Genomic DNA, 19,475 nt, shown 5'->3' on the forward strand with positions numbered 1-19,475 from the left:
GTGCAGTGGCGATCAGACCTTGTAGAAATCCCGGTACCAGTCCACAAAGTTGGCTATGCCCTCTTCCACGGTGGTCGACGGCTTGTAGTCCACATCGTTGATCAGGTCGTCCACATTGGCGTAGGTCGCCGGCACGTCACCGGGCTGCATGGGCAGCAGGTTCTTCTCGGCCTTTTTGCCGACCCGCTCTTCGATGATCTCGATAAACCGGGACAGCTCCACCGGGTTATTGCTGCCAATGTTGTAGATGCGGTACGGCCCCTTGCTGGTGCCCGGGTCCGGCTGGGCACCGCTCCAGTCTTCGTTGGGCTGGGCGACGTTGTCCAGCGTACGGATGACACCCTCTACGATATCGTCGATGTAGGTGAAGTCCCGCTTATGATGGCCGTGGTTGAACACATCAATCGGTTCGCCCGCCAGGATCTTCTTGGTGAAGATAAACAGCGCCATATCCGGCCGGCCCCAGGGACCGTATACGGTAAAGAACCGCAGGCCGGTGGTGGGCAGGTTGTACAGGTGGCTGTAGGTGTGGGCCATCAGCTCATTGGCCTTCTTGGAGGCCGCGTACAGGCTCAGGGGGTGATCTACGTTGTCATGCACGGAGAACGGCATGGTTTCGTTAGCGCCGTATACCGAGCTGCTGGAGGCGTACACCAGGTGCTTCACGTCGTTATGGCGGCAGCCTTCTAGGATGTTCATAAAGCCAACCAGGTTGGCCTCTACGTAGGCGTGGGGGTTCTCCAGGGAATAGCGTACGCCGGCCTGGGCGGCCAGGTGCACCACCCGCTCGGGTTTGTGTTCCCGGAACAGGGCTTCCATGGCGGCCCGGTCCGCTACGTCCTGGCGCACTTCGGTGAACCCCGCCTTGCCGGTTAGCCGGGCCAGGCGAGCCTCTTTCAGGTTGACATCGTAATAGTCGTTTACGTTGTCCACGCCGATGACTTCATCACCGCGATCCAGCAGTCGATGGGCCAGGTGTGAGCCGATAAAGCCGGCGGTTCCCGTAACGAGGATTTTCAAGATCTGTTCTCCATGAAAAATGGCGCCCGGAGGCGCCTTTTAATGCTTGCTCAGAAGGTGAAGCCGACGCTGGCGAAGGGGCCGGAGAGCTCCACGTCCAGCTGGTCGTCGTCATCTTCGTAGTCAATCGCCATTTCGCGGTAGCCTGCACGCAGCTGCAGCATGGCAATCTCGAACTGGCCATACACGTTCACATCGTGCAGGGAGTCGCCGCTGTAGCTTACAAAGTTACCGTCAGCGCCAACAGACACGCCGGTGAACGGCAGGTCGAAACGGGCGGCCAGGTAGCCCATGGGTACCACGGCATCGACGGTGGTTTTACTGACGTTGGCGGTGTTGGTCTGGTCCCGAACGATCAGCTCGCCATCAAACTTGCGAGCCGTCAGGCCCAGATCCAGGTTTACCCAGTTATCCAGCACTTCGTAGTAGAAGGTGGCGTCCAGCTGGTCGAGATCCAGATCCGACGACACAGGTGCACCAGCGTCGATAACATCAAAATCTTCAAGCCCGATTTCACCGCTACCACTCTGGGAAATACTGGTGTAGTTCACCCGCACGTTCGGCAGTACCGGCACCGGATGCTCGAAATAGGCCGTGAAATTGGCGTTGCTGTCGCTATCCAGGTTCAGGTCGTTCTCGATATCCACGGCGGAGTCTTTGTTCACCACCTCACCTGAGAAAGCGGAATCCCAGTAGCTTACGTTTGCGCCCACACCCAGAATGTCGGCATTGGCCAACGGGGCCGCCATCACCAGCGAACCGCCTACAGCAATCATCAACTTACGCATACATCACCTTTTTGCTTGTTGTGCTTTTGCTTTGTGTGCTCTGTTCAGTCGAAGTTGATGCCAAGGCGGCGACCAACTTCCTCATAGGTTTCGATGACATCACCAAGCCCTTGACGGAAACGGTCCTTGTCCATCTTCTTGCGGGTTTCCTTGTCCCAGATACGGCAGCCGTCGGGGCTGAACTCGTCACCCAGTACAATCTCACCGCCGCTGCGGCCGAACTCCAGCTTGTAGTCCACCAGCAGCATGCCGGCGTCATCAAACAGGGCCTTCAGTACGTCGTTCACCTTGTAGGTGAGCTCTTTCATCCTGGCCAGTTCCTGCTCGCCGGCCCAGCCGAAGCTGACAGCCAGGGATTCGTTCACCATCGGATCGTGCAGGGCATCGTTCTTCAGGAACAGTTCGAACGTGGGCGGATTCAGCTCCTGGCCTTCTTCTACACCCAGGCGACGGCACAGGCTGCCGGCGGAAATATTGCGAACCACACACTCCACCGGAATCATGTCCAGCTTCTTGACCAGTGATTCGGTGTCCGACAGCAGGCCCTCGAAGTGAGTCGGTACACCGGCTGCTTCCAGCTTTTCCATGATGAAGGCGTTGAACTTGTTGTTCACCATGCCTTTGCGGTTCAGCTGTTCTTTCTTCTCGCCGTCAAAGGCCGAGGTGTCATCCCGGAATACCAGAACAAAACGCTCGGGGTCGTCAGTGCGATATACGGATTTTGCCTTGCCGGCGTAGAGTTCTTCACGCTTTTCCATTGGGGTCTCCAAACGCGGGCGACCTGTCAGCCGCCCCGTTGATCAATACAGTTGTTCAAACAAACGGGTGAGCAAGTCAGATGCGCTGTACTCACCCGTGTAGTTGTCCTGCTGCTCGGCCGTTACAAACACGGCGTCGTCTTGCTGCTCAACCCGCACAGTATGGGTGTGAGTGGGTTCGTCTTTACTGCTGAACCAGGAGAACCAGCCGGGCGAGCGCTCGTCTTCGGTGCGGAAATCCACCTGGAACCAACCGGCACTGCGGTTAAGGTCCATTACCTCAGCGTCGATCTCGGCCAGGGAACGGTTTACCTCAGCCCAGGTCCGGCCGTAATCTAGCTCTACCCTCACCGCAGTGGCAACGTCGCCTTCCGACAACAGCCGCACCAGGGGCTCGGCTACCATGCCGGATGCTGCCCGGGAGAAAGACTTGTTGTCTTCACGGGCTTTCAGGAACTCGCCCAGTTCACCCAGCAGGGCTTTCTGGCGCTCCAGGGCCGATTCAGAGCCGGCAGCACCGTCATCCCAGCTGACCAGGCCCTCAGGGTTCTCTGCAAGTTCAACCGTGCGGATACGGATCTCGGTGGTCTTGCGGCGGATGCCCGGGGCCAGGCGGGTCTGTACCAGCATGCGCGGCTCGTCGGCGGCCGGGGTGTTATCCAGGCCGAGAAGCTCACGGCTGCGCTTGCTGAAGTTAGCCAGCTCACTCTGCATAACGCCCAGCTGGGGGCTGTCGTAGGCCATGCCCAGGCCAGACTGATTCATCCAGGCGCTGACCACCGGCCACAGCCGGCCCGGCACTTCGTTCACCAGCAGCCAGGCCCGACCATCCAGCTCTTCGATCACATAGTTCTGATCGAGAATCTCGGAGGTCATGTCCGGGGGTTTGGGAATCGACGACGGATACATCCGGCGGGAATCATCGGTATTGATGCTCCGTACCGGCATGATTTCAGAAAAACGGGACTGGTCTGCGCTCTCCGGGATTTCAATGGGCTGCCCTTCGGGCGCATCCACGTAGCGCTGGGAACGGTCTTCCAGCAAGCTGCAACCAGCCAGGCTGGTTACAAGCAGAATCCCGGCCACTGGCCGGGACATCTGCGGGGTTTTACTGCGGGCTCGTGCAAGAAACTGCATCGGCAACTCCGGTTAGCGGGTGGTTCTTACGGCTTCAGAGAACACCAGCGGCTCTGAGGGCGTCTTCCACCTCGCCGTGGAACTTCTCGCTGAGCGGAGTCAGCGGCAAACGGATGCCTTCACCAATCATGCCCATGCGCTGCAAGGCCCATTTCACCGGAATCGGATTGGCTTCCAGGAACAGCTTGCGGTTCAGCGGCATCAGCAACTCGTTAAGGCGAGCGGTTTCGCTCTGATCACCGGCAACTGCCGCTTCACACAGCTGGGACATGGCTTTCGGAGCGACGTTCGCGGTTACCGAAACGTTACCCTTGGCGCCGGCCAGCATCAGGTCTGCTGCGGTAGCGTCGTCACCGGAGTAAACCGCCAGGCGGCCTTTAACGGCCTCGATCAGTTCGCTGCCGCGGGGAATGTTACCGGTGGCGTCTTTAATACCGACAATATTGGGAATATCAGCCAGGCGCTCAACGGTTTCGTTCAACATGTCACAGGCGGTACGGCCCGGCACGTTGTACAGAATCTGGCTCATGCCCGGTACAGCTTCAGCGATGGTCTTGAAGTGCTGGTACAGGCCTTCCTGGGTCGGCTTGTTGTAGTATGGCACCACAAGCAGACAGGCATCGGCACCCAGTTTGTGGGCTTCAGTGGTCAGTTCGATCGCTTCGCGCGTACTGTTACCACCGGTACCGGCAATCACAGGAATCCGGCCGGCCACCCGTTTTATGATATGCCCGATAACCCGACAATGCTCTTTCGGGTCCAGGGTTGCGGATTCGCCGGTGGTACCCACAGCAACAATACCGTGAGTGCCGTTTTCGATGTGAAAGTCCACCAGTTTGTCCAGATCCTCCCAGTGAATCTCACCGTCTGGATGCATGGGCGTGACCAGTGCGACAAGGCTACCCGTAATCATAAAAGCTCCGTCCGAATAAAACCGATATGGTAATGTTGGGCTCGTAACGACACAAGGGAATTCAAGGAGAACTCATGTCATCTGTAGCATTGAACCAACCCATCCCTGATTTTGAAGCCGAGGCCACCGGTGAACAGGTCATCCGGCCAGCCGACCTCAAGGGCAAAAACATCGTTATCTATTTCTACCCGAAAGACAATACACCCGGCTGCACCACCGAGGGCCAGGACTTCCGCGATCGCATGTCACAGTTCGCGGAGCTGGACACCGAAATCTTCGGTGTTTCCCGGGATGGCCTGAAGGCTCACGAGAACTTCCGGGCGAAATACGATTTCCCCTTTCACCTGATCTCAGACAAAGATGAAACCCTGTGCAAGCTGTTTGACGTCATCAAACTGAAAAAGCTCTATGGCAAGGAGCATCTTGGCATCGAACGCAGCACCTTCCTGTTCGACAAGAAAGGTGTGCTGCGCCAGGAGTGGCGGGGCGTAAAAGTGCCCGGCCACGTTGACGAAGTGCTCGAGGCCGTCAAGGCGCTCTGAATCAGGCTTCCTGTGCCGGTGCGGGTATGTCCTCCTGCACCGGCCACGCGGCAAACACGGCTTTCAGCATGGTTGCCAGCGGAATCGCAAAGAACACACCCCACAAGCCCCAGATACCTCCGAAGAACAGTACCGCCACGATAATGACCACCGGGTGCAGGTTGTTAACCTCTGAAAACAGTACCGGAACAAGCACGTTGCCATCCAGCGCCTGGATAATGCCGTAAACCACCATGATCCAGATAAACTGGCTGCTCCAGCCAAAGGCGAACAAGCCGATAACGGCGACCGGCACGGTCACCACGGCGGCACCGATGTAGGGAATCACCACGCTCAGCCCCACCAGCAAAGAGAGCAGCGCAGCATAGGGCATGCCCAGCAACTTGAACGCCACGTAGGTGGTCCCGCCAACGATCAGGATTTCCACGGCTTTACCGCGCACATAGTTGGCACATTGCAGGTTAACTTCGTGCCAGATACGAACCATCATCGGGCGTTGCGGCGGCAGCAGGCGGCCAATGGAATTGACGATGAGCTCCCGGTCTTTCAGGAAGAAAAACACCAGGATCGGCACCAGCACCATATAAATCAGCAAGGCCACCAGGTCCGGAATACTGGAAAGCGAGAAAGACACCAGCCACTGGGTTGCGTGCCCTACTTCCGCAGAGATTTCCGCGTAAATCAGGTTCACCGCCTCTTCAGAGACCAGGTGAGGATATTCCTGCGGCAACAGTGAAAGATACGACTGCAGCTCCCGGATAATCCGGGGCGCTTCGCCGGCCAGGGTGCTCACCTGCGTCCAGATAAGCGGCAGCAGGCCGAAGATAAACCCGATCAGCACACCCATAAACACCAGGAACACCGAAATAACCGCAACCGTCTGGGGAACCCCCATGCGATTCAGCTTGGACACCAGCCCTTGCAGGATAAAAGCGACAATCAGTGATGCAATGGCCGGGGCCAGCATGGCACCGAACCAGATGACGAAAATTGTTCCGGTCACCAGCAGCAAAAACAGGATGACCGCTTCTTCGTCCGAGAAATACTTGTGGGCCAGGCCCCGTAAAATTCTGACCATGAAAATCTCCGGAAATTAACCGCCGCACTCTATCATGAAACGATAGACGCCATTACTCTCCGATTGGCTGACAAGCCGGTGGGGCGACATGGCAACATAGGCGGGAATGTCCCGGTTAGAGCCGGCATCGGTAGCCAGCACTTCCAGCTGCTCACCCGGCGACATGCTGTTGAGCTCAAGCTTGGTCTTCAGTAACGGCATCGGGCAGCGCAGGCCGCTTGCGTCCAGACTTCGGTCAGCCATAAGAAAAAGTTACCATTAACATTCAGTCAGTATTCAGGCACGCATTATGCCGGTGGTGTTACCCTATTGCACCTCAAGAGTTGGTAATCCAAACCAGAACTTCGAAGAGCACCACTGGTCTAACGGCCATCTGAAACCGGGGCAGTATCGGAATCCATGACGCACTCCAAAAATCGCCGAAGCAGATCGCGTTTAAGCCTGGCCCTGTCCCTGGCCGCCAGCCTGCTGACCACACCGGCTGCGCTGACCGCCAATAACTCCACACTGCCCAGCATTGGCGGCAGCGGTGGCCTGATTTCCGGCCAGCAGGAGGCCGACATCGGCCAGCAGGTGATGACCTCCATCCGGCGCTCGGCCCCGCAGATCCAGGATCCGCTGGTTTACGACTATCTCAGTTCAATGATTTACCGGCTGGTGCCCTCGGCTCCGCTGGATGATCGCAATCTCAGCCTGGCGCTGATCGACAGCCCTGCCCTGAACGCCTTTGCCGTGCCCGGCGGTATCGTTGGCGTGAATGGCGGGCTGTTTTTGAACGCCGCCACCGAGCAACAGTTTGCTTCGGTACTGGCCCACGAACTGGCGCACCTGAGCCAGCGTCACTTTGCCCGGCGCATGCAGCAGCAGGAAACCAGCGCACCGCTGACCCTTGCCGGTATGATTGCCGGCATTGTGTTATCGGCAGTGACCCAGTCCGACATCGGCATTGCCGCCATTGCCGGCACCCAGGCCATCTCCATGCAGAACATGCTGGCCTACAGTCGATCCCACGAACAGGAAGCTGACCGTGTGGGCCTGGACATCCTGGCCAGCGCCGGCATGGATCCGCGGGGCATGCCGGAAATGTTCGAGATCATGATGCGCCAGAACCGCCTGCAAGGTAATCGGCTGCCGGAATACCTTTCCACGCACCCGCTCACCCAGAGCCGGGTAGCCGACACCCGTAACCGGGCCGAGCAATACCCTGACGAACGAGTGCGGGATGGCCAGGAATACCATCTTGTCCGCAGCCGGCTGCAGGTGCACTACGCCCAATCCCCGGAGATTGCGATCGAAACCTTCGAGGCCTACCTGAACCGGGACGACGCCCAGCGCAACGATGCCATCCGCTATGGCCTGGCCGTGGCCTATCACGAAGCCAGGCAGTACCAGAAGGCAGAAAACATCCTGAGGGAACTGCTGGAAGACAATCCGGGGCGCATCACGTTTCAGGTCTCCCTGGCCGAAACACAGATCAGCCAGCAGCGCTTTGCCGAGGCCCGGAATCTGTTGCAGGGTGCGCTGTCACGCAATCCGGGCAACTACCCGATCAGTATGATGCTGGCCAGCGCCGAAATCGGTGACGGTAACGGCTCTGCAGCAGCGTCTGTACTCAGGGATATGAGCCGACAATATCCGCACCAGGAACAGGTCTGGCTGCGACTGGCAGAAGCGGAAGGTATGGCCCGCAATATTGTGGGCGTGCATCGGGCACGGGCAGAGTATGAGGTATTGATGGGAGACTGGCGTGCGGCCCAGCGCCAGTTGCGCCAGGCCCAGGAACTGCTGCCGGCCGGGTCTACCGAACGGCAGGTGATCAACCAGCGCCTGGGCGAAATTGCCAGCCGCCTGCAGGAAGCCCGCCAGTAATAACGGGCAAGGCTGAAATCAGGCGTTGCCTGCGGCCTTCAGGTTCATATTGGCGGTAAAGTCCAGCATACGGCGCAGGGGGCGCAGGGCATCCTCACGCAATGCATCGTCTACCAGCACTTCCTGGTCACCGGTTTCCAGCACATGCAGCAGGTTTTCGAGCCCGTTCATGGCCATCCAGGGGCAATGGGCACAGCTGCGGCAGGTAGCGCCGTTTCCGGCAGTCGGGGCTTCAATCAAAGTCTTGTTCGGCGCCAGCTGCTGCATCTTGTAGAAGATGCCGTTGTCGGTGGCGACAATGAACTCTTCATTCGGCAGGGTCTGCACCGCGTTAATCAGCTGGGACGTTGAACCCACCACATCCGCCATCTGCACCACGGCATCCGGTGATTCCGGGTGCACCAGCACGGCGGCATCCGGGTACAGGGCCTTGAGGTCTTCCAGGCCGCGGAACTTGAATTCCTCGTGCACAATGCAGGAGCCGTCCCACAGCAGCACATCGGCGCCCGTGGTCTTCTGCACGTAGTGGCCCAGGTGTTTGTCTGGCGCCCACAGGATTTTCTCGCCCCGGGCATCCAGGTGCTCAACAATAGCCTGGGCACAGCTGGAGGTAACCACCCAGTCTGCCCTCGCCTTCACGGCCGCCGAAGTATTGGCGTAGACCACCACGGTGCGGTCCGGATGCTGGTCGCAGAACTCGGAGAACTCGTCCGCGGGGCAGCCCACGTCCAGCGAGCAGGTCGCTTCCAGGGTGGGCATAAGCACACGCTTTTCCGGATTAAGGATCTTGGCGGTCTCACCCATGAAGCGGACGCCTGCCACCACAACCGTAGACGCGGGATGCTGGTTGCCAAAGCGGGCCATTTCCAGCGAGTCTGCCACACAACCACCGGTTTCCTCAGCCAGTCGCTGGATGTCCGGGTCTGTGTAGTAATGCGCAACCAGCACGGCATCCTTCTCCTTGAGGGCATCTTTGATGCGCGCCTCGAGGTCGGCCTTTTCACTGTCGCTCAAAGGCTTGGGCTCGGCCTGGTGGGCCAGGTGTTCCTGAACAAGGATACGGTCTTGCGCTCGTGTCATCGCTGGATCTCTGAAATACGTTTACCGCCAGAGTATATCACTTCCCCACCGCATTTCATCGGCCTGCAATATACCCGTGATAAAGCCCTGAGTGGCTGCCTGGGCTGATTCAAAGATGGTGGCCCGACAGGCAAAAAAAAAGAGCCCGAAGGCTCTTTTTTTCAACCGAATTGCCCTGAGGCACTCCGGTTTGTTGGTGGGTCGTGAAGGATTCGAACCTTCGACCAATTGGTTAAAAGCCAACTGCTCTACCAACTGAGCTAACGACCCGTAACTGTTTTGCCGGCTTTTCATCCGGCGAACACCCGCGTTGGTTTCGGGCATTCTGTGTTTGGTGGGTCGTGAAGGATTCGAACCTTCGACCAATTGGTTAAAAGCCAACTGCTCTACCAACTGAGCTAACGACCCAAACGAGGCGCACATATTACTGAATTTTTTTTGGTGATCAACCCCTTTTTTCGGGAATCTTTATATTTTTTTCCTGACTGATCACCCGACAACCAGATCGTTCAATGTGCGATCAACTTCCTGCACTGTCCAGGTATTTTTTAGCCAGGTCTGCGGCAGACGACTGCGGATAACGATCGACCACGCTCTGCATCCGGCGCACGGCTTCGTCTTTCTCGCCCAGCCGATCCAGCGCGACACCCAGCTTGTAGACCGCATCTGGCGCTTTGCGGTGATCACTGTAGCGGGTTGCCACAATCGTGAACGCCTGCTTTGCCTGCTCGGGCTGCGGCTTTGCCAGATAAACCTCACCCAGCCAGTAATAGGCATTCACGGTAAGGTCGCCTTCGGGATACTTGTCGACAAAGTCATACAGCCGTGAAATGGCGGTGTCGTAATCCTTGTCGTTACGGATCAGGCTGATGATCTCGTCGTAGGCCTGCTTTTCATCCGCTTCCGGAGACCGGTAAACCTTCTCCGGCTGTACCGGCTGCGAGCCACTGCCCCCTGAAGCGTCCGCTGCCCCGCCTGAACTTGCGGCAGCAGGCTCCGGACGCGCTTCGATCGCCTTGGAGAGATCCAGGATACGCTGGTCCAGGTCGACATACCGATCCCGGCCCTGCTGTTGCAACCGGCTGATTTCGTGCTGCTGCTCTTCAACCCTGCCCTGCAGGCGGCGAACATCGCCCTGCAACTGCTGGATCATGTAGAACAGTTCGGCACTGCTCTGGGAGGAGACATTCGACGACTGTGCCTGAACGACTCCCGCCAGGCCAAGGCCCAGCGGGATCAGCACGGTCGCCATGAGCTGTTTTCTCATGGGCCCGTCCGGTTAATCAGAAGGTTTACTGGAAAATCAGCTCTACGCGACGGTTCTGCGCCCGGGCGCTGTCGGAAGTGCCACGTACAGCCGGCTTCTCTTCTCCGTAGCTTACGGTTTCCATCTGGCCACGGGAAGCCCCGTTCACAATCAGGAAACGCTGGATAGCATTGGCACGGCGTTCACCCAGGGCCAGGTTGTACTCCTTGGTGCCGCGATCATCGGCGTGGCCTTCCAGGCGAACCTGCTGGCGCGGATTGTCTGCCAGGTAGCGAGCGTGGGCAACCAGCACGTCACGGGCTTCCTGCTTGATTTCGGAAGTATCGAAATCGAAGTAGAAGGTTGTGATATCACGCAGGGCCTGCTGCTCGGCCTGCTCACGGGCAGCCTGACGCTCTTCGTCGCTCAGAACACCGGAGGAAACGCCATCGCCATCGTCGCCACCATATACCGTAGAGCCGTCATCACCGCCGATAGCCTGGACGTCAGAACCGTAGGCTTCGTCTTCCATGTTTTCGCCGGTGGAGCTACAGCCTGCTACCAGTCCGGCAGAAAGTACCATAGCGAACACTTTTGTTGAGAATGACAGTTTCATACTTCCTTTCCCTCTTTTTGAGTTTGCTTAAACCAGTTTTTCTGCCCGCGCTAACAGCCTCAGCGGGTGATCGGCCCCCAGGCCGGTTCTCTTACATCGCCATCGGCCGCAGGCAGGCTGTAGGCCGCACCGCCGTCGGCAGAAACAACGGTCAACACGCTGGCTCCGTTCTGGCCGGTGGCATAGATCAGCAGTCGGCCATTGGGCGACACACTGGGTGATTCATCCGATTCGGTGCGGGTGATAATGCTTTCGTCACCGGTTTTCAGGTTGGTGCGGGCAATGTGGAATGCCCGGTCCCGCTGGTGCACGTAATACACGTACTCACCCTTGTTATCCGGCCGAGGCCGTGCGTTGTAACGACTGCCGAAGGTGATCCGGCGCGGCTCGGCACCCGGGCGCTCCATGAAGTAGATCTGCGGGCCACCGGAACGGTCCGAGGTAAAGTAAATGCCCTTGTTGGCATAGTCCCAGGCCGGCTCGGTGTCGATGGCCCAGTGGTTGGTCAGCTTGGTGGTTTTCCGGCTGGCCAGGTCCATCTGGTAGATTTCCGCATTGCCGTCACGGGACAGGGTCATCAACAGGGACTGACCGTCTTCCGACCAGGCCGGGGCCGAGTTCAGGCCGGAGAAATCCGCTACCTTGTCCCGCTGTCCGGAAGACAGCTCGTGCACGTAGATGGCTGGCTTGCCAGTTTCGAACGACACATAGGCCAGCTTCTTGCCGTCCGGCGACCAGGCCGGGGACAGAATCGGCTCACGGCTTTCCAGCCGGATTTTTGCCCGCTTGCCGTCCACGTCACTGACCTGGAGCCGGTAACGCATCTGGTCGCCCTCACCGCTCACCGTCACATAGGCGAGCTTGGTGGAGAACACGCCCGGCTCTCCGGTAATGGCTTCGTAAATGCGGTCGCTGATGTGATGCGCCAGGGTGCGGACGCTGCCAACACCGGCAGCTGCGGTCTCACCCAGGATCCGCTTCTCCTGGTTTACATCAAACAGTTCATAGCGGGCATGAACCCTGTCGCCACTGCGGGTCAGTTCGCCTACCAGCACATAGCGCTGGCCGAGCATGCGCCAGTCCCGGAAGTACACATCCGAACCCTTCGATGGCAGGCTCAGCATTTTCGAGGGCTCAAGCGTGCGGAACTCACCGCTCATGGTGAGGTCGCCCTGCACGATGCTGCTCACCTTGTCGCCCGGCGGCATGGCGCCGCTTTCGGCAAACGGCACAACCGACACCGGAATGGCCGAGTTCGCTCCTTCGGTTATCCGGATCAGCAGCTCGGCGCTGGCGTTACCTGCCGACAGCATCATCGCTGCCAGCCAGCCGGTCAGGAGCATTTTCACGGTTGTTTTATGGCAACTCGTTTTTTGTGTCATATCAGTCCCTGGCCTCACCGCAGGCGTTGCGGATTGAATTCAATCGTAAACTGGCGGAAGTACCGCTCGAAAGTATCCCTGTCGTCCGGTACCGGGTAGCGGTTAAGTGAGCGGGCCGCACCCAGCGCCGAGTTATCGAATGCTGTATTGCCACTACTGCTGACCAGCCGCACATTGGCGAGTTCCCCGGTCGGCAACAGGGTAATCTGTAGCCTGGCCACCATGTTCTCTGTGGCGGAAGACGGCGGATACCAGGCCTGGCTCAGACGGTCCCGAATCAGGGCCTGGTATTTTTCGCTGTCACTGAGCATCTGGGCTTCCCGGGCTCGTGCCGCTGCCGCCTCCTGCTGGCGCCGTGCTTCTGCCTCCCGCTCCTGGCGGGCCTGCTCAGCCAGCGCTTCCAGCTGCTGTTCTTTCAGGCGGCGCTCGGCTTCTTTGCGCTTACGCTCCGCCTCTTCCCGGGCTTGCTGTTCCTGGCGCTGGCGTTCGGCCTCCTCACGGCGGCGCTGCTCTTCTTCCGCCTTACGCTTAGCCTCTTCGCGGGCACGCTGCTCCTGCTCGGCTTTCTGGCGAGCACGCTCCTTCGCCTCGGCTTCCGCTTTCTGGCGGGCGGCTTCTTTCTCGCGAGCCTGTTGCTCGGCCAGCTCCCGGGCTTTCGCCTCCTGCTGTTTGCGCTCCTGCTCTCGCTTGCGAGCCTGCTCTTCGGCCTCTTTGCGCCTGGCTTCTTCCTGTTGCCGTTTGCGCTCGGCTTCCGCTTGCTGCCGCTCTTTCTCTTCCTGCAAGCGACGCTCTTCTTCCTTGTCGCGCTGATCCTGCTCGTCGACCACCGGGCTGGGCTTGGGCTCGGGGCTTACCAGCCTTGCCGAGATACTGCGGGGCTCCGGTTCCTGTACAGGATTGGTCCACGACCAGCCAGCCAGGGCAATCACCAGAAGCAGCACATGCAGCGCCACCGATAACACAACCGGCGACTTCCACGGCGGCGTATCGGTACTGATCGTTTCCCGTTCGTGACCTGTCACAACTCGTTCGCCACCTTGTTACGGGTTAGTGTCGGGCATGTCTGTGATAAGTCCAACGCCGCTGGCGCCGGCCGCCTGCAATGCTGCCATCAGGCGCACCACAACACCGTAATCCACAAACTCGTCCCCGCGTACCATGATTTCACTGTTGGCCCGCTGGGAAAGAATCTTCGCCACCTGGTCGGTCACTTCGTCCAGCGACATCGGATCGCCGCCACGATCACCTACTTCCAGGTAATAGGCGCCATTGGCATCCACAGACACGGTAATGGATTCCACGTCTTTGTCCTGCTGGATGGGGTCAGACGTGGTCTCCGGCAAATCCACCTTCACCCCCTGGGTGAGCATGGGCGCCGTCACCATAAAGATCACCAGCAGCACCAGCATTACGTCAATGTAGGGCACCACGTTGATTTCCGACATCGGCCTGCGCCGCTGCTGGGGCATCATTCCCATGCCTTTCATACCGTTTCTCCCATTTGCCCGGTGTCAGCCATCAGCCTGCGGCCTGGTCGTTGTTGTGAACCCGGCGATGCAGGATGCTGGAGAATTCCTCCGCGAAGGTCTCGTAGTTCTTCAGCAAGGCATCAGACATAGCGGCGAACCGGTTGTAGGCAATAACCGCCGGAATCGCGGCAAACAGACCCATGGCGGTGGCGATCAGGGCTTCGGAAATGCCCGGCGCAACCGTAGCCAGGGTTGCCTGCTGAACCTGCGCCAGGCCCCGGAAGGAGTTCATGATGCCCCAAACGGTACCGAACAGGCCCACGTAGGGACTGGTGGAACCCACCGTGGCCAGGAACGGCAAATGGGTTTCGAGCCGCTCCTGCTCCCGGGAGAAAGCCACCCGCATGGCGCGCTGGGCACCTTCCATGACCGCATCTGCGTCCCGGCTTTGCTGGCGCAGGCGGGAAAATTCCTTGAAACCTGACCGGAACACCGCCTCCATGCCGGAGTACGGCGTGGGATCTGAGCTTACTTCCTTGTACAGCTGGCCCAGGTCCATCCCAGACCAGAACCTTTCTTCAAAGGCCAGCTGCGCACGCTTGGCCTTGCGAAACACCTGCAGGCGCTGAAAGATTAAAGCCCAGGACATAACCGAGGCTGCCACCAGCAACAACATAACCAGTTGCACCAGTACCCCGGCGTTCGCAATCAGATGCCAGACTGAAAGTTCCGCTTCCACTATCTACTCCCGACCAAGTTTATATTTTTCAATTCTTTACGCGGAGTTCTTAAGAATCTCCAACATGTTTTCCGGCAAGCGGCGGGGCTTGCCGGTATCCAGTGCAATGCACGCCACCCGCACTTCTGCCTCACACAATAACTCCCGACTCTCTGCCTTCAGTACCTGCTGGCGAAAGCTCATCCATACCCGGGACGATGCCACCGGCTCGGCAGTGACCAGCAGCTGGTCATCCAGCTTTGCCGGCGTCCGGTAATGGATGTTCATGCGCTGCACTACGTAGCTGATGTTGTCCTCAAGGCCAGCCCGAAGGCCCACACCCCGGCTGCGAACCCATTCGGTTCGTGCCCGCTCCATGTAGTGCAGGTACTTGGCGTGGAAAACAATACCACCGGCATCCGTATCTTCTATATACACCCTGATGGGTAGTTCGAAGATATTCGGGCTGTTCTCAGTCAAAACGATCTTCCTCCCTACCGGATTTCGGCGGCACCACACCGAAATGCTGGTAGGCGTTGGAGGTCACCATACGCCCCCGGGGAGTGCGCACCATGTAGCCTTGCTGGATCAGGAACGGTTCCAGCACATCCTCGATGGTGCCCCGCTCCTCGCTGATTGCCGCCGCCAGGCTCTCTACGCCCACCGGGCCACCATCAAACTTTTCGATCATCGCCAGTAACAGGCGGCGGTCCATGTGATCAAAGCCCTGGCTGTCCACTTTCAGCATATTCAGGGCCTGGTCGGCGATATCGGCAGTGATACGACCGTCTGAACGCACTTCCGCGAAGTCCCGCACCCGGCGCAGCAGCCGATTGGCAATCCGCGGTGTGCCCCGGGAGCGACGGGCAATCTCGAAGGCACCGGATTCGTCAATTTTCACCGACGACAGGCGGGCCGAACGGATGATGATGTGGGTAAGGTCCTGGGTGTTGTAAAACTCAAGCCGCTGCACGATACCGAAGCGGTCCCGAAGGGGCGACGTAAGCAATCCCGCCCGGGTGGTGGCGCCCACCAGCGTGAACGGTGGCAAGTCCAGCTTGATGGAGCGGGCGGCCGGCCCTTCTCCGATCATAATATCCAGCTGGTAGTCTTCCATGGCCGGATACAGCACTTCTTCAACCGCAGCGCTCAGGCGATGAATCTCGTCGATAAACAGGACATCGCCTTCTTCCAGATTGGTGAGCATGGCGGCCAGGTCGCCGGCTTTCTCGAGCACCGGTCCGGAGGTGGTCTTGATAGAAACGCCCATCTCGTTGGCAATGATGTTGGCCAGCGTGGTTTTACCCAGCCCCGGCGGGCCGAAGATCAACACGTGGTCCAGGGCTTCCTGCCGGGCACGGGCGGCAGAAATGAAGATCTCCATCTGTTCACGGACACTGGGCTGGCCAACATACTCGGATAGCAGTGTAGGCCGGATGGCCCGGTCCTGCACTTCTTCGTAGTCTCCGGCTGTCGCCGATATCAGTCGGTCCGATTCAATCATGGCATTATCCGCTTGCTGGGAATAAACAACGTGCCCATTGGTTGCCCCTGAATTCCAGGTTGCACCAATTGTACAAAGGGCTTGGTTCGAGTCACGTTACGCTCTCTACACAATAGTGTCATGGAGCGACACAAAAAAGCCGGGACTTCACCCGGCCGGTATCATGTTCTTCAGGGCAAGCCGGATCAGCATTTCGCTGGTCATCTCCGGCTCGGCCACCTTGCTGATGGCCTTTGCCGCTTCCTGGGGTTTGTAGCCCAGGGCAATCAGGGCCGCTTCCGCTTCGTCCCGCGGGTCCGGGCCTGTTGGCGGTTGATTACCAGGGCCCCCGGATGCAGCCGGGGTGTCCGGTATCGTCGGCACAAACTGCCCTTCCAGCTGTCCGATACGGTCCGCCATCTCGATCAGCAGTCGCTCCGCCGTCTTTTTGCCGACGCCGGGCAGTTTCACCAGGGCGTTGACGTCTTTCACTTCCACGCAGCGGATAAACTGCTGCGCATCCAGGCCGGAGAGTATGCCTACCGCCAGCTTGGGGCCTACACCGTTGACCTTGATCAGCAGGCGGAACAAATCACGGTCGAGCCGTGAGGCAAAGCCGAACAAGCTCTGGGCATCTTCCCGCACCGCAAAATGGGTGTGCAGGGTGACTTCCTGGCCCGCATCCGGAAGATGAAAAAAGGTGGTGTAGGGAATGTCGATTTCGTAACCCAGGCCGGAGCATTCCACCAGAACGTGCCCCGGCGCCTTCTCCAGCAATATTCCTCGAATACGACCAATCAAAGCAGGACTCCTGTAGCTGTTGCCAGCCGGTTATTGTTGTCGCACACGCCCGCTACGCACCTTGCCACCAGACCGTGCCAGCTTCATGACACTCTGGTTCATATGGGCATGGCAAAGGGCAATGGCCAGGGCATCGGCAGCATCGGCCTGAGGCTTGCGGGACAACCCCAGCAGCGCCTGTACCATATGCTGCACCTGGGACTTGTCTGCACCACCGGTACCCACCACCGCCTGCTTGACCTGCCGGGCCGAGTACTCGTGTACCGCCAGGCCGCTGTTGGCAGCACTGACAATGGCCGCTCCCCTGGCCTGCCCCAGTTTCAGGGCGGAATCCGGGTTGCGGGCCATGAACACCTGCTCGATGGCAAATTCTTCAGGGCGATACTCGCCAATGAGAAGCGCAAGGCTTTGGAAGATGGTTTGCAGACGCTCGGCCATGGGCTTTTCCCCCACCCGGATGCAGCCGCTATCGATGTACTCGATGGTGCGACCTTCCACGCGGATGATGCCATAACCGGTAATTCGGGAACCGGGGTCTACCCCCAGGATGATTGCCATCCGTCTGCCCTCGGAAGTGGGAGAGTTTGGCCAGGCCGGAGGTGGCGCACCACCTCCGGCATTGTGCCCTTACTCTTTGTCTTCTGCCTTGTTGCCTTCAACGGCCTTGGCAGAGCGGCGCAGGCGAATGTGCAGTTCTTTCAGCTGTTTTTCATCAACCTCGCCCGGCGCCTGGGTCATCAGACAGGTGGCGCTCTGGGTTTTCGGGAAGGCGATTACATCGCGGATAGACGAAGAACCGGTCATCAGCATCACCAGGCGATCCAGGCCAAAGGCCAGGCCACCGTGCGGCGGGCAACCGAACTTCAGGGCATCCAGCAGGAAGCCGAACTTGGCACGGGCTTCTTCCTCACCAATGCCGAGGATGCGGAATACGGCTTCCTGCATTTTCTCGTCGTGGATACGGATGGAACCACCACCCAGCTCGGTACCGTTCAGAACCATATCATAGGCACGGGACAAGGCGTTCGCCGGGTCTGCGGCCAGGTCTTCCGGGCTGCAGGACGGTGCGGTGAACGGGTGGTGGATAGCCGTCAGGCCGCCATCCGGCAGTTCTTCGAACATCGGAAAGTCTACAACCCACATCGGCGCCCACTCGCAGGTGAGCATGTTCAGGTCGTGGCCAACCTTGATGCGCAGGGCACCCAGGGCTTCGTTCACCACGGTAGCCTTGTCGGCACCGAAGAACACGATGTCGCCGTCTTCTGCGCCCACGCGCTCCATGATCGCCAGGGCAACGTCATCACCCAGGAACTTCACGATCGGAGATTGCAGGCCTTCAGCGCCCTTGGCCAGCTCGTTGACCTTGATGTAGGCCAGGCCTTTCGCGCCATAGATACCGACAAACTTGGTGTAGTCGTCAATCTGCTTACGGGTCAGCTCGGCACCCTTGGGCACGCGCAGGGCGGCAACACGGCCTTTCGGATCCTTGGCGGGGCCGGCAAATACCTTGAAATCCACGCTTTCAACCAGGTCGCCCACGTCTTGCAGCTCGAGCGGGATACGCAGGTCCGGCTTGTCGCTGCCGTAGCGCTGCATGGCCTCGGAATACGGCATGCGCGGGAATTCCGGCAGGTCGACATCGAGCACGTCTTTGAACAGTGCACGGATCATGTCTTCGTTCAGCTTCATCAGGGCCTCTTCATCAATGAAAGAGGCCTCGATGTCTACCTGGGTGAATTCCGGCTGACGATCGGCCCGCAGGTCTTCGTCACGGAAGCACTTGGCAATCTGGTAGTAACGATCAACGCCGGACACCATCAGCATCTGTTTGAACAGCTGCGGAGACTGGGGCAGCGCGAAGAAGGAGCCTTCGTGGGTACGGCTCGGCACCAGGTAGTCGCGGGCACCTTCCGGTGTGGCACGGGTCAGGATGGGGGTTTCCACATCCATGAAGCCGCGGCTGTCCAGGAAGTTACGGATGTAGCTGGTGACCCGCGAACGGAAACGCAGGCGGTTGATCATTTCAGGACGGCGCAGGTCGATAAAGCGGTAGCGCAGGCGAACGTCTTCACCAACGTCTACATGCTCATCCAGCGGGAACGGAGGCGTGGCGGCGGCGTTCAGGATGGTGACTTCCTTGCCCAGCAGCTCCACCTGGCCGGTCGGCATGTTGTTGTTTTCGGTACCTGCCGGGCGACGACGCACGCGGCCGGTTACTTTGACAACAAATTCGCTGCGAACTTTCTCTGCCAGGGCAAAGCTTTCCGGGGTGTCCGGGTCGACAACCACCTGGGACATGCCATCCCGATCCCGCAGATCCAGGAAAATTACCCCACCGTGGTCACGGCGGCGGTGTACCCATCCGCAGAGTGTAACTTCCTGATCAATGTGAGATTCGTTGATCCCACCGCAATAATGACTGCGCATATCGGTTCCCGTTACGTTTAATGTGTACGTTTGACTTTGAATTCTGGGCGATCGGCGCCCGCATCAGGTGGGGGAAAGGCCTTCCGAAAAACGCTCGAGACATCCCTGTGCGCTTCTGCTCCGCCATCCATGGCTCCGCAAATTTTCG

At 59.0% G+C, this 19,475-nt stretch carries 21 protein-coding genes and 2 tRNA genes; 2 read left to right on the forward strand and 21 right to left on the reverse strand.

The features are described 5' to 3' along the window. Nucleotides 1-12: 12 nt before the first annotated feature. Genes B9Q17_RS03655 through dapA form a run of 5 tightly spaced genes read right to left on the reverse strand, consistent with a single transcriptional unit; the run spans nt 13 to nt 4,616 of the window. Nucleotides 13-1,020: an NAD-dependent epimerase gene (locus tag B9Q17_RS03655; protein ID WP_094624150.1), complete on the reverse strand. Its 1,008-nt coding sequence runs from the start codon at nt 1,018-1,020 to the stop codon at nt 13-15. Between the two features lie 50 nt (nt 1,021-1,070). Continuing rightward, nucleotides 1,071-1,808, reverse strand: a complete 738-nt coding sequence (locus B9Q17_RS03660) for a TIGR04219 family outer membrane beta-barrel protein (protein WP_094624151.1) — start codon at nt 1,806-1,808, stop codon at nt 1,071-1,073. Between the two features lie 44 nt (nt 1,809-1,852). After that, nucleotides 1,853-2,566, reverse strand: coding sequence for a phosphoribosylaminoimidazolesuccinocarboxamide synthase (gene purC, locus B9Q17_RS03665; RefSeq protein ID WP_058340734.1), 714 nt, complete (start codon nt 2,564-2,566; stop codon nt 1,853-1,855). A gap of 42 nt (nt 2,567-2,608) precedes the next feature. Next, nucleotides 2,609-3,703 (reverse strand): NlpB/DapX family lipoprotein, encoded by a 1,095-nt coding sequence (gene bamC, locus B9Q17_RS03670; protein ID WP_094624152.1) that lies wholly within the window; start codon nt 3,701-3,703, stop codon nt 2,609-2,611. A 34-nt stretch (nt 3,704-3,737) separates the two neighbouring features. Then, nucleotides 3,738-4,616: a 4-hydroxy-tetrahydrodipicolinate synthase gene (dapA, locus tag B9Q17_RS03675; RefSeq protein WP_094624153.1), complete on the reverse strand. Its 879-nt coding sequence runs from the start codon at nt 4,614-4,616 to the stop codon at nt 3,738-3,740. A 74-nt stretch (nt 4,617-4,690) separates the two neighbouring features. On the opposite strand from dapA, the gene B9Q17_RS03680 reads away from it, so the two are divergent. Beyond that, nucleotides 4,691-5,158, forward strand: a complete 468-nt coding sequence (locus B9Q17_RS03680) for a peroxiredoxin (RefSeq protein WP_022989096.1) — start codon at nt 4,691-4,693, stop codon at nt 5,156-5,158. Between the two features lies 1 nt (nt 5,159). On the opposite strand, the gene B9Q17_RS03685 is transcribed toward B9Q17_RS03680, so the two are convergent. Together B9Q17_RS03685 and B9Q17_RS03690 are read right to left on the reverse strand one after the other, a co-directional pair. After that, entirely contained in the window at nt 5,160-6,236 is a 1,077-nt protein-coding gene (locus B9Q17_RS03685) for an AI-2E family transporter (RefSeq protein WP_094624154.1), read from the reverse strand. A gap of 15 nt (nt 6,237-6,251) precedes the next feature. Then, complete coding sequence (locus B9Q17_RS03690; RefSeq protein WP_022989098.1) at nt 6,252-6,479, reverse strand: sulfurtransferase TusA family protein; 228 nt, start codon at nt 6,477-6,479, stop codon at nt 6,252-6,254. A 156-nt stretch (nt 6,480-6,635) separates the two neighbouring features. On the opposite strand from B9Q17_RS03690, the gene B9Q17_RS03695 reads away from it, so the two are divergent. Further along, entirely contained in the window at nt 6,636-8,105 is a 1,470-nt protein-coding gene (locus B9Q17_RS03695) for a M48 family metalloprotease (protein WP_094624155.1), read from the forward strand. An 18-nt stretch (nt 8,106-8,123) separates the two neighbouring features. Here B9Q17_RS03695 and nadA read toward each other — a convergent pair whose 3' ends face one another. The 14 genes from nadA to aspS all read right to left on the reverse strand — a co-directional run bounded on the left by nadA (nt 8,124) and on the right by aspS (nt 19,327). Continuing rightward, nucleotides 8,124-9,185: a quinolinate synthase NadA gene (nadA, locus tag B9Q17_RS03700; RefSeq protein WP_094624156.1), complete on the reverse strand. Its 1,062-nt coding sequence runs from the start codon at nt 9,183-9,185 to the stop codon at nt 8,124-8,126. 194 nt (nt 9,186-9,379) lie between these two features. After that, nucleotides 9,380-9,455 (reverse strand) — tRNA-Lys (locus B9Q17_RS03705). A gap of 62 nt (nt 9,456-9,517) precedes the next feature. Next, a tRNA-Lys gene (locus B9Q17_RS03710) sits at nt 9,518-9,593 on the reverse strand. 112 nt (nt 9,594-9,705) lie between these two features. Further along, nucleotides 9,706-10,452, reverse strand: a complete 747-nt coding sequence (gene ybgF / locus B9Q17_RS03715) for a tol-pal system protein YbgF (RefSeq protein WP_094624157.1) — start codon at nt 10,450-10,452, stop codon at nt 9,706-9,708. Nucleotides 10,453-10,477: 25 nt separating this feature from the next. Next, nucleotides 10,478-11,047: a peptidoglycan-associated lipoprotein Pal gene (pal, locus tag B9Q17_RS03720; protein WP_058340725.1), complete on the reverse strand. Its 570-nt coding sequence runs from the start codon at nt 11,045-11,047 to the stop codon at nt 10,478-10,480. Between the two features lie 59 nt (nt 11,048-11,106). Further along, nucleotides 11,107-12,390, reverse strand: coding sequence for a Tol-Pal system beta propeller repeat protein TolB (gene tolB, locus B9Q17_RS03725; protein ID WP_244177310.1), 1,284 nt, complete (start codon nt 12,388-12,390; stop codon nt 11,107-11,109). A gap of 53 nt (nt 12,391-12,443) precedes the next feature. Then, nucleotides 12,444-13,451 (reverse strand): cell envelope integrity protein TolA, encoded by a 1,008-nt coding sequence (gene tolA, locus B9Q17_RS03730; RefSeq protein ID WP_094624159.1) that lies wholly within the window; start codon nt 13,449-13,451, stop codon nt 12,444-12,446. A gap of 18 nt (nt 13,452-13,469) precedes the next feature. Next, nucleotides 13,470-13,916, reverse strand: a complete 447-nt coding sequence (tolR, locus tag B9Q17_RS03735) for a protein TolR (protein WP_022989105.1) — start codon at nt 13,914-13,916, stop codon at nt 13,470-13,472. A gap of 31 nt (nt 13,917-13,947) precedes the next feature. Then, nucleotides 13,948-14,637, reverse strand: coding sequence for a protein TolQ (gene tolQ, locus B9Q17_RS03740; protein WP_022989106.1), 690 nt, complete (start codon nt 14,635-14,637; stop codon nt 13,948-13,950). Between the two features lie 36 nt (nt 14,638-14,673). Continuing rightward, the gene (gene ybgC, locus B9Q17_RS03745) at nt 14,674-15,096 is read right to left on the reverse strand and encodes a tol-pal system-associated acyl-CoA thioesterase (RefSeq protein ID WP_094624160.1); all 423 of its coding nucleotides are present in this window, start codon (nt 15,094-15,096) and stop codon (nt 14,674-14,676) included. Next, nucleotides 15,089-16,120 (reverse strand): Holliday junction branch migration DNA helicase RuvB, encoded by a 1,032-nt coding sequence (gene ruvB, locus B9Q17_RS03750; RefSeq protein WP_094624161.1) that lies wholly within the window; start codon nt 16,118-16,120, stop codon nt 15,089-15,091. Before ruvB ends, ybgC begins: the two co-directional genes overlap by 8 nt. A gap of 147 nt (nt 16,121-16,267) precedes the next feature. After that, nucleotides 16,268-16,900, reverse strand: a complete 633-nt coding sequence (gene ruvA / locus B9Q17_RS03755) for a Holliday junction branch migration protein RuvA (RefSeq protein ID WP_094624162.1) — start codon at nt 16,898-16,900, stop codon at nt 16,268-16,270. A 30-nt stretch (nt 16,901-16,930) separates the two neighbouring features. Next, on the reverse strand, nt 16,931-17,458 hold the full coding sequence (gene ruvC / locus B9Q17_RS03760) for a crossover junction endodeoxyribonuclease RuvC (RefSeq protein WP_022989110.1): 528 nt from the start codon (nt 17,456-17,458) through the stop codon (nt 16,931-16,933). A gap of 69 nt (nt 17,459-17,527) precedes the next feature. Next, entirely contained in the window at nt 17,528-19,327 is a 1,800-nt protein-coding gene (aspS, locus tag B9Q17_RS03765; protein ID WP_094624163.1) for an aspartate--tRNA ligase, read from the reverse strand. Nucleotides 19,328-19,475: the final 148 nt, after the last annotated feature.

Source organism: Marinobacter vinifirmus (assembly GCF_002258215.1).
Lineage (GTDB): Bacteria > Pseudomonadota > Gammaproteobacteria > Pseudomonadales > Oleiphilaceae > Marinobacter > Marinobacter vinifirmus.

What these genes read in the sequence shown, in the direction of transcription:
- dapA (WP_094624153.1), bottom strand. Translation starts at nt 4,616, where the DNA reads ATGATTACGGGTAGCCTTGTCGCACTGGTCACGCCCATGCATCCAGAC.
- ruvB (WP_094624161.1), bottom strand. Translation starts at nt 16,120, where the DNA reads ATGATTGAATCGGACCGACTGATATCGGCGACAGCCGGAGACTACGAA.
- B9Q17_RS03680 (WP_022989096.1), top strand. Translation starts at nt 4,691, where the DNA reads ATGTCATCTGTAGCATTGAACCAACCCATCCCTGATTTTGAAGCCGAG.
- nadA (WP_094624156.1), bottom strand. Translation starts at nt 9,185, where the DNA reads ATGACACGAGCGCAAGACCGTATCCTTGTTCAGGAACACCTGGCCCAC.
- purC (WP_058340734.1), bottom strand. Translation starts at nt 2,566, where the DNA reads ATGGAAAAGCGTGAAGAACTCTACGCCGGCAAGGCAAAATCCGTATAT.
- ruvC (WP_022989110.1), bottom strand. Translation starts at nt 17,458, where the DNA reads ATGGCAATCATCCTGGGGGTAGACCCCGGTTCCCGAATTACCGGTTAT.
- B9Q17_RS03690 (WP_022989098.1), bottom strand. Translation starts at nt 6,479, where the DNA reads ATGGCTGACCGAAGTCTGGACGCAAGCGGCCTGCGCTGCCCGATGCCG.
- tolB (WP_244177310.1), bottom strand. Translation starts at nt 12,390, where the DNA reads ATGCTCCTGACCGGCTGGCTGGCAGCGATGATGCTGTCGGCAGGTAAC.
- bamC (WP_094624152.1), bottom strand. Translation starts at nt 3,703, where the DNA reads ATGCAGTTTCTTGCACGAGCCCGCAGTAAAACCCCGCAGATGTCCCGG.
- B9Q17_RS03660 (WP_094624151.1), bottom strand. Translation starts at nt 1,808, where the DNA reads ATGCGTAAGTTGATGATTGCTGTAGGCGGTTCGCTGGTGATGGCGGCC.
- ybgF (WP_094624157.1), bottom strand. Translation starts at nt 10,452, where the DNA reads ATGAGAAAACAGCTCATGGCGACCGTGCTGATCCCGCTGGGCCTTGGC.
- B9Q17_RS03685 (WP_094624154.1), bottom strand. Translation starts at nt 6,236, where the DNA reads ATGGTCAGAATTTTACGGGGCCTGGCCCACAAGTATTTCTCGGACGAA.
- B9Q17_RS03695 (WP_094624155.1), top strand. Translation starts at nt 6,636, where the DNA reads ATGACGCACTCCAAAAATCGCCGAAGCAGATCGCGTTTAAGCCTGGCC.
- pal (WP_058340725.1), bottom strand. Translation starts at nt 11,047, where the DNA reads ATGAAACTGTCATTCTCAACAAAAGTGTTCGCTATGGTACTTTCTGCC.
- tolR (WP_022989105.1), bottom strand. Translation starts at nt 13,916, where the DNA reads ATGAAAGGCATGGGAATGATGCCCCAGCAGCGGCGCAGGCCGATGTCG.
- aspS (WP_094624163.1), bottom strand. Translation starts at nt 19,327, where the DNA reads ATGCGCAGTCATTATTGCGGTGGGATCAACGAATCTCACATTGATCAG.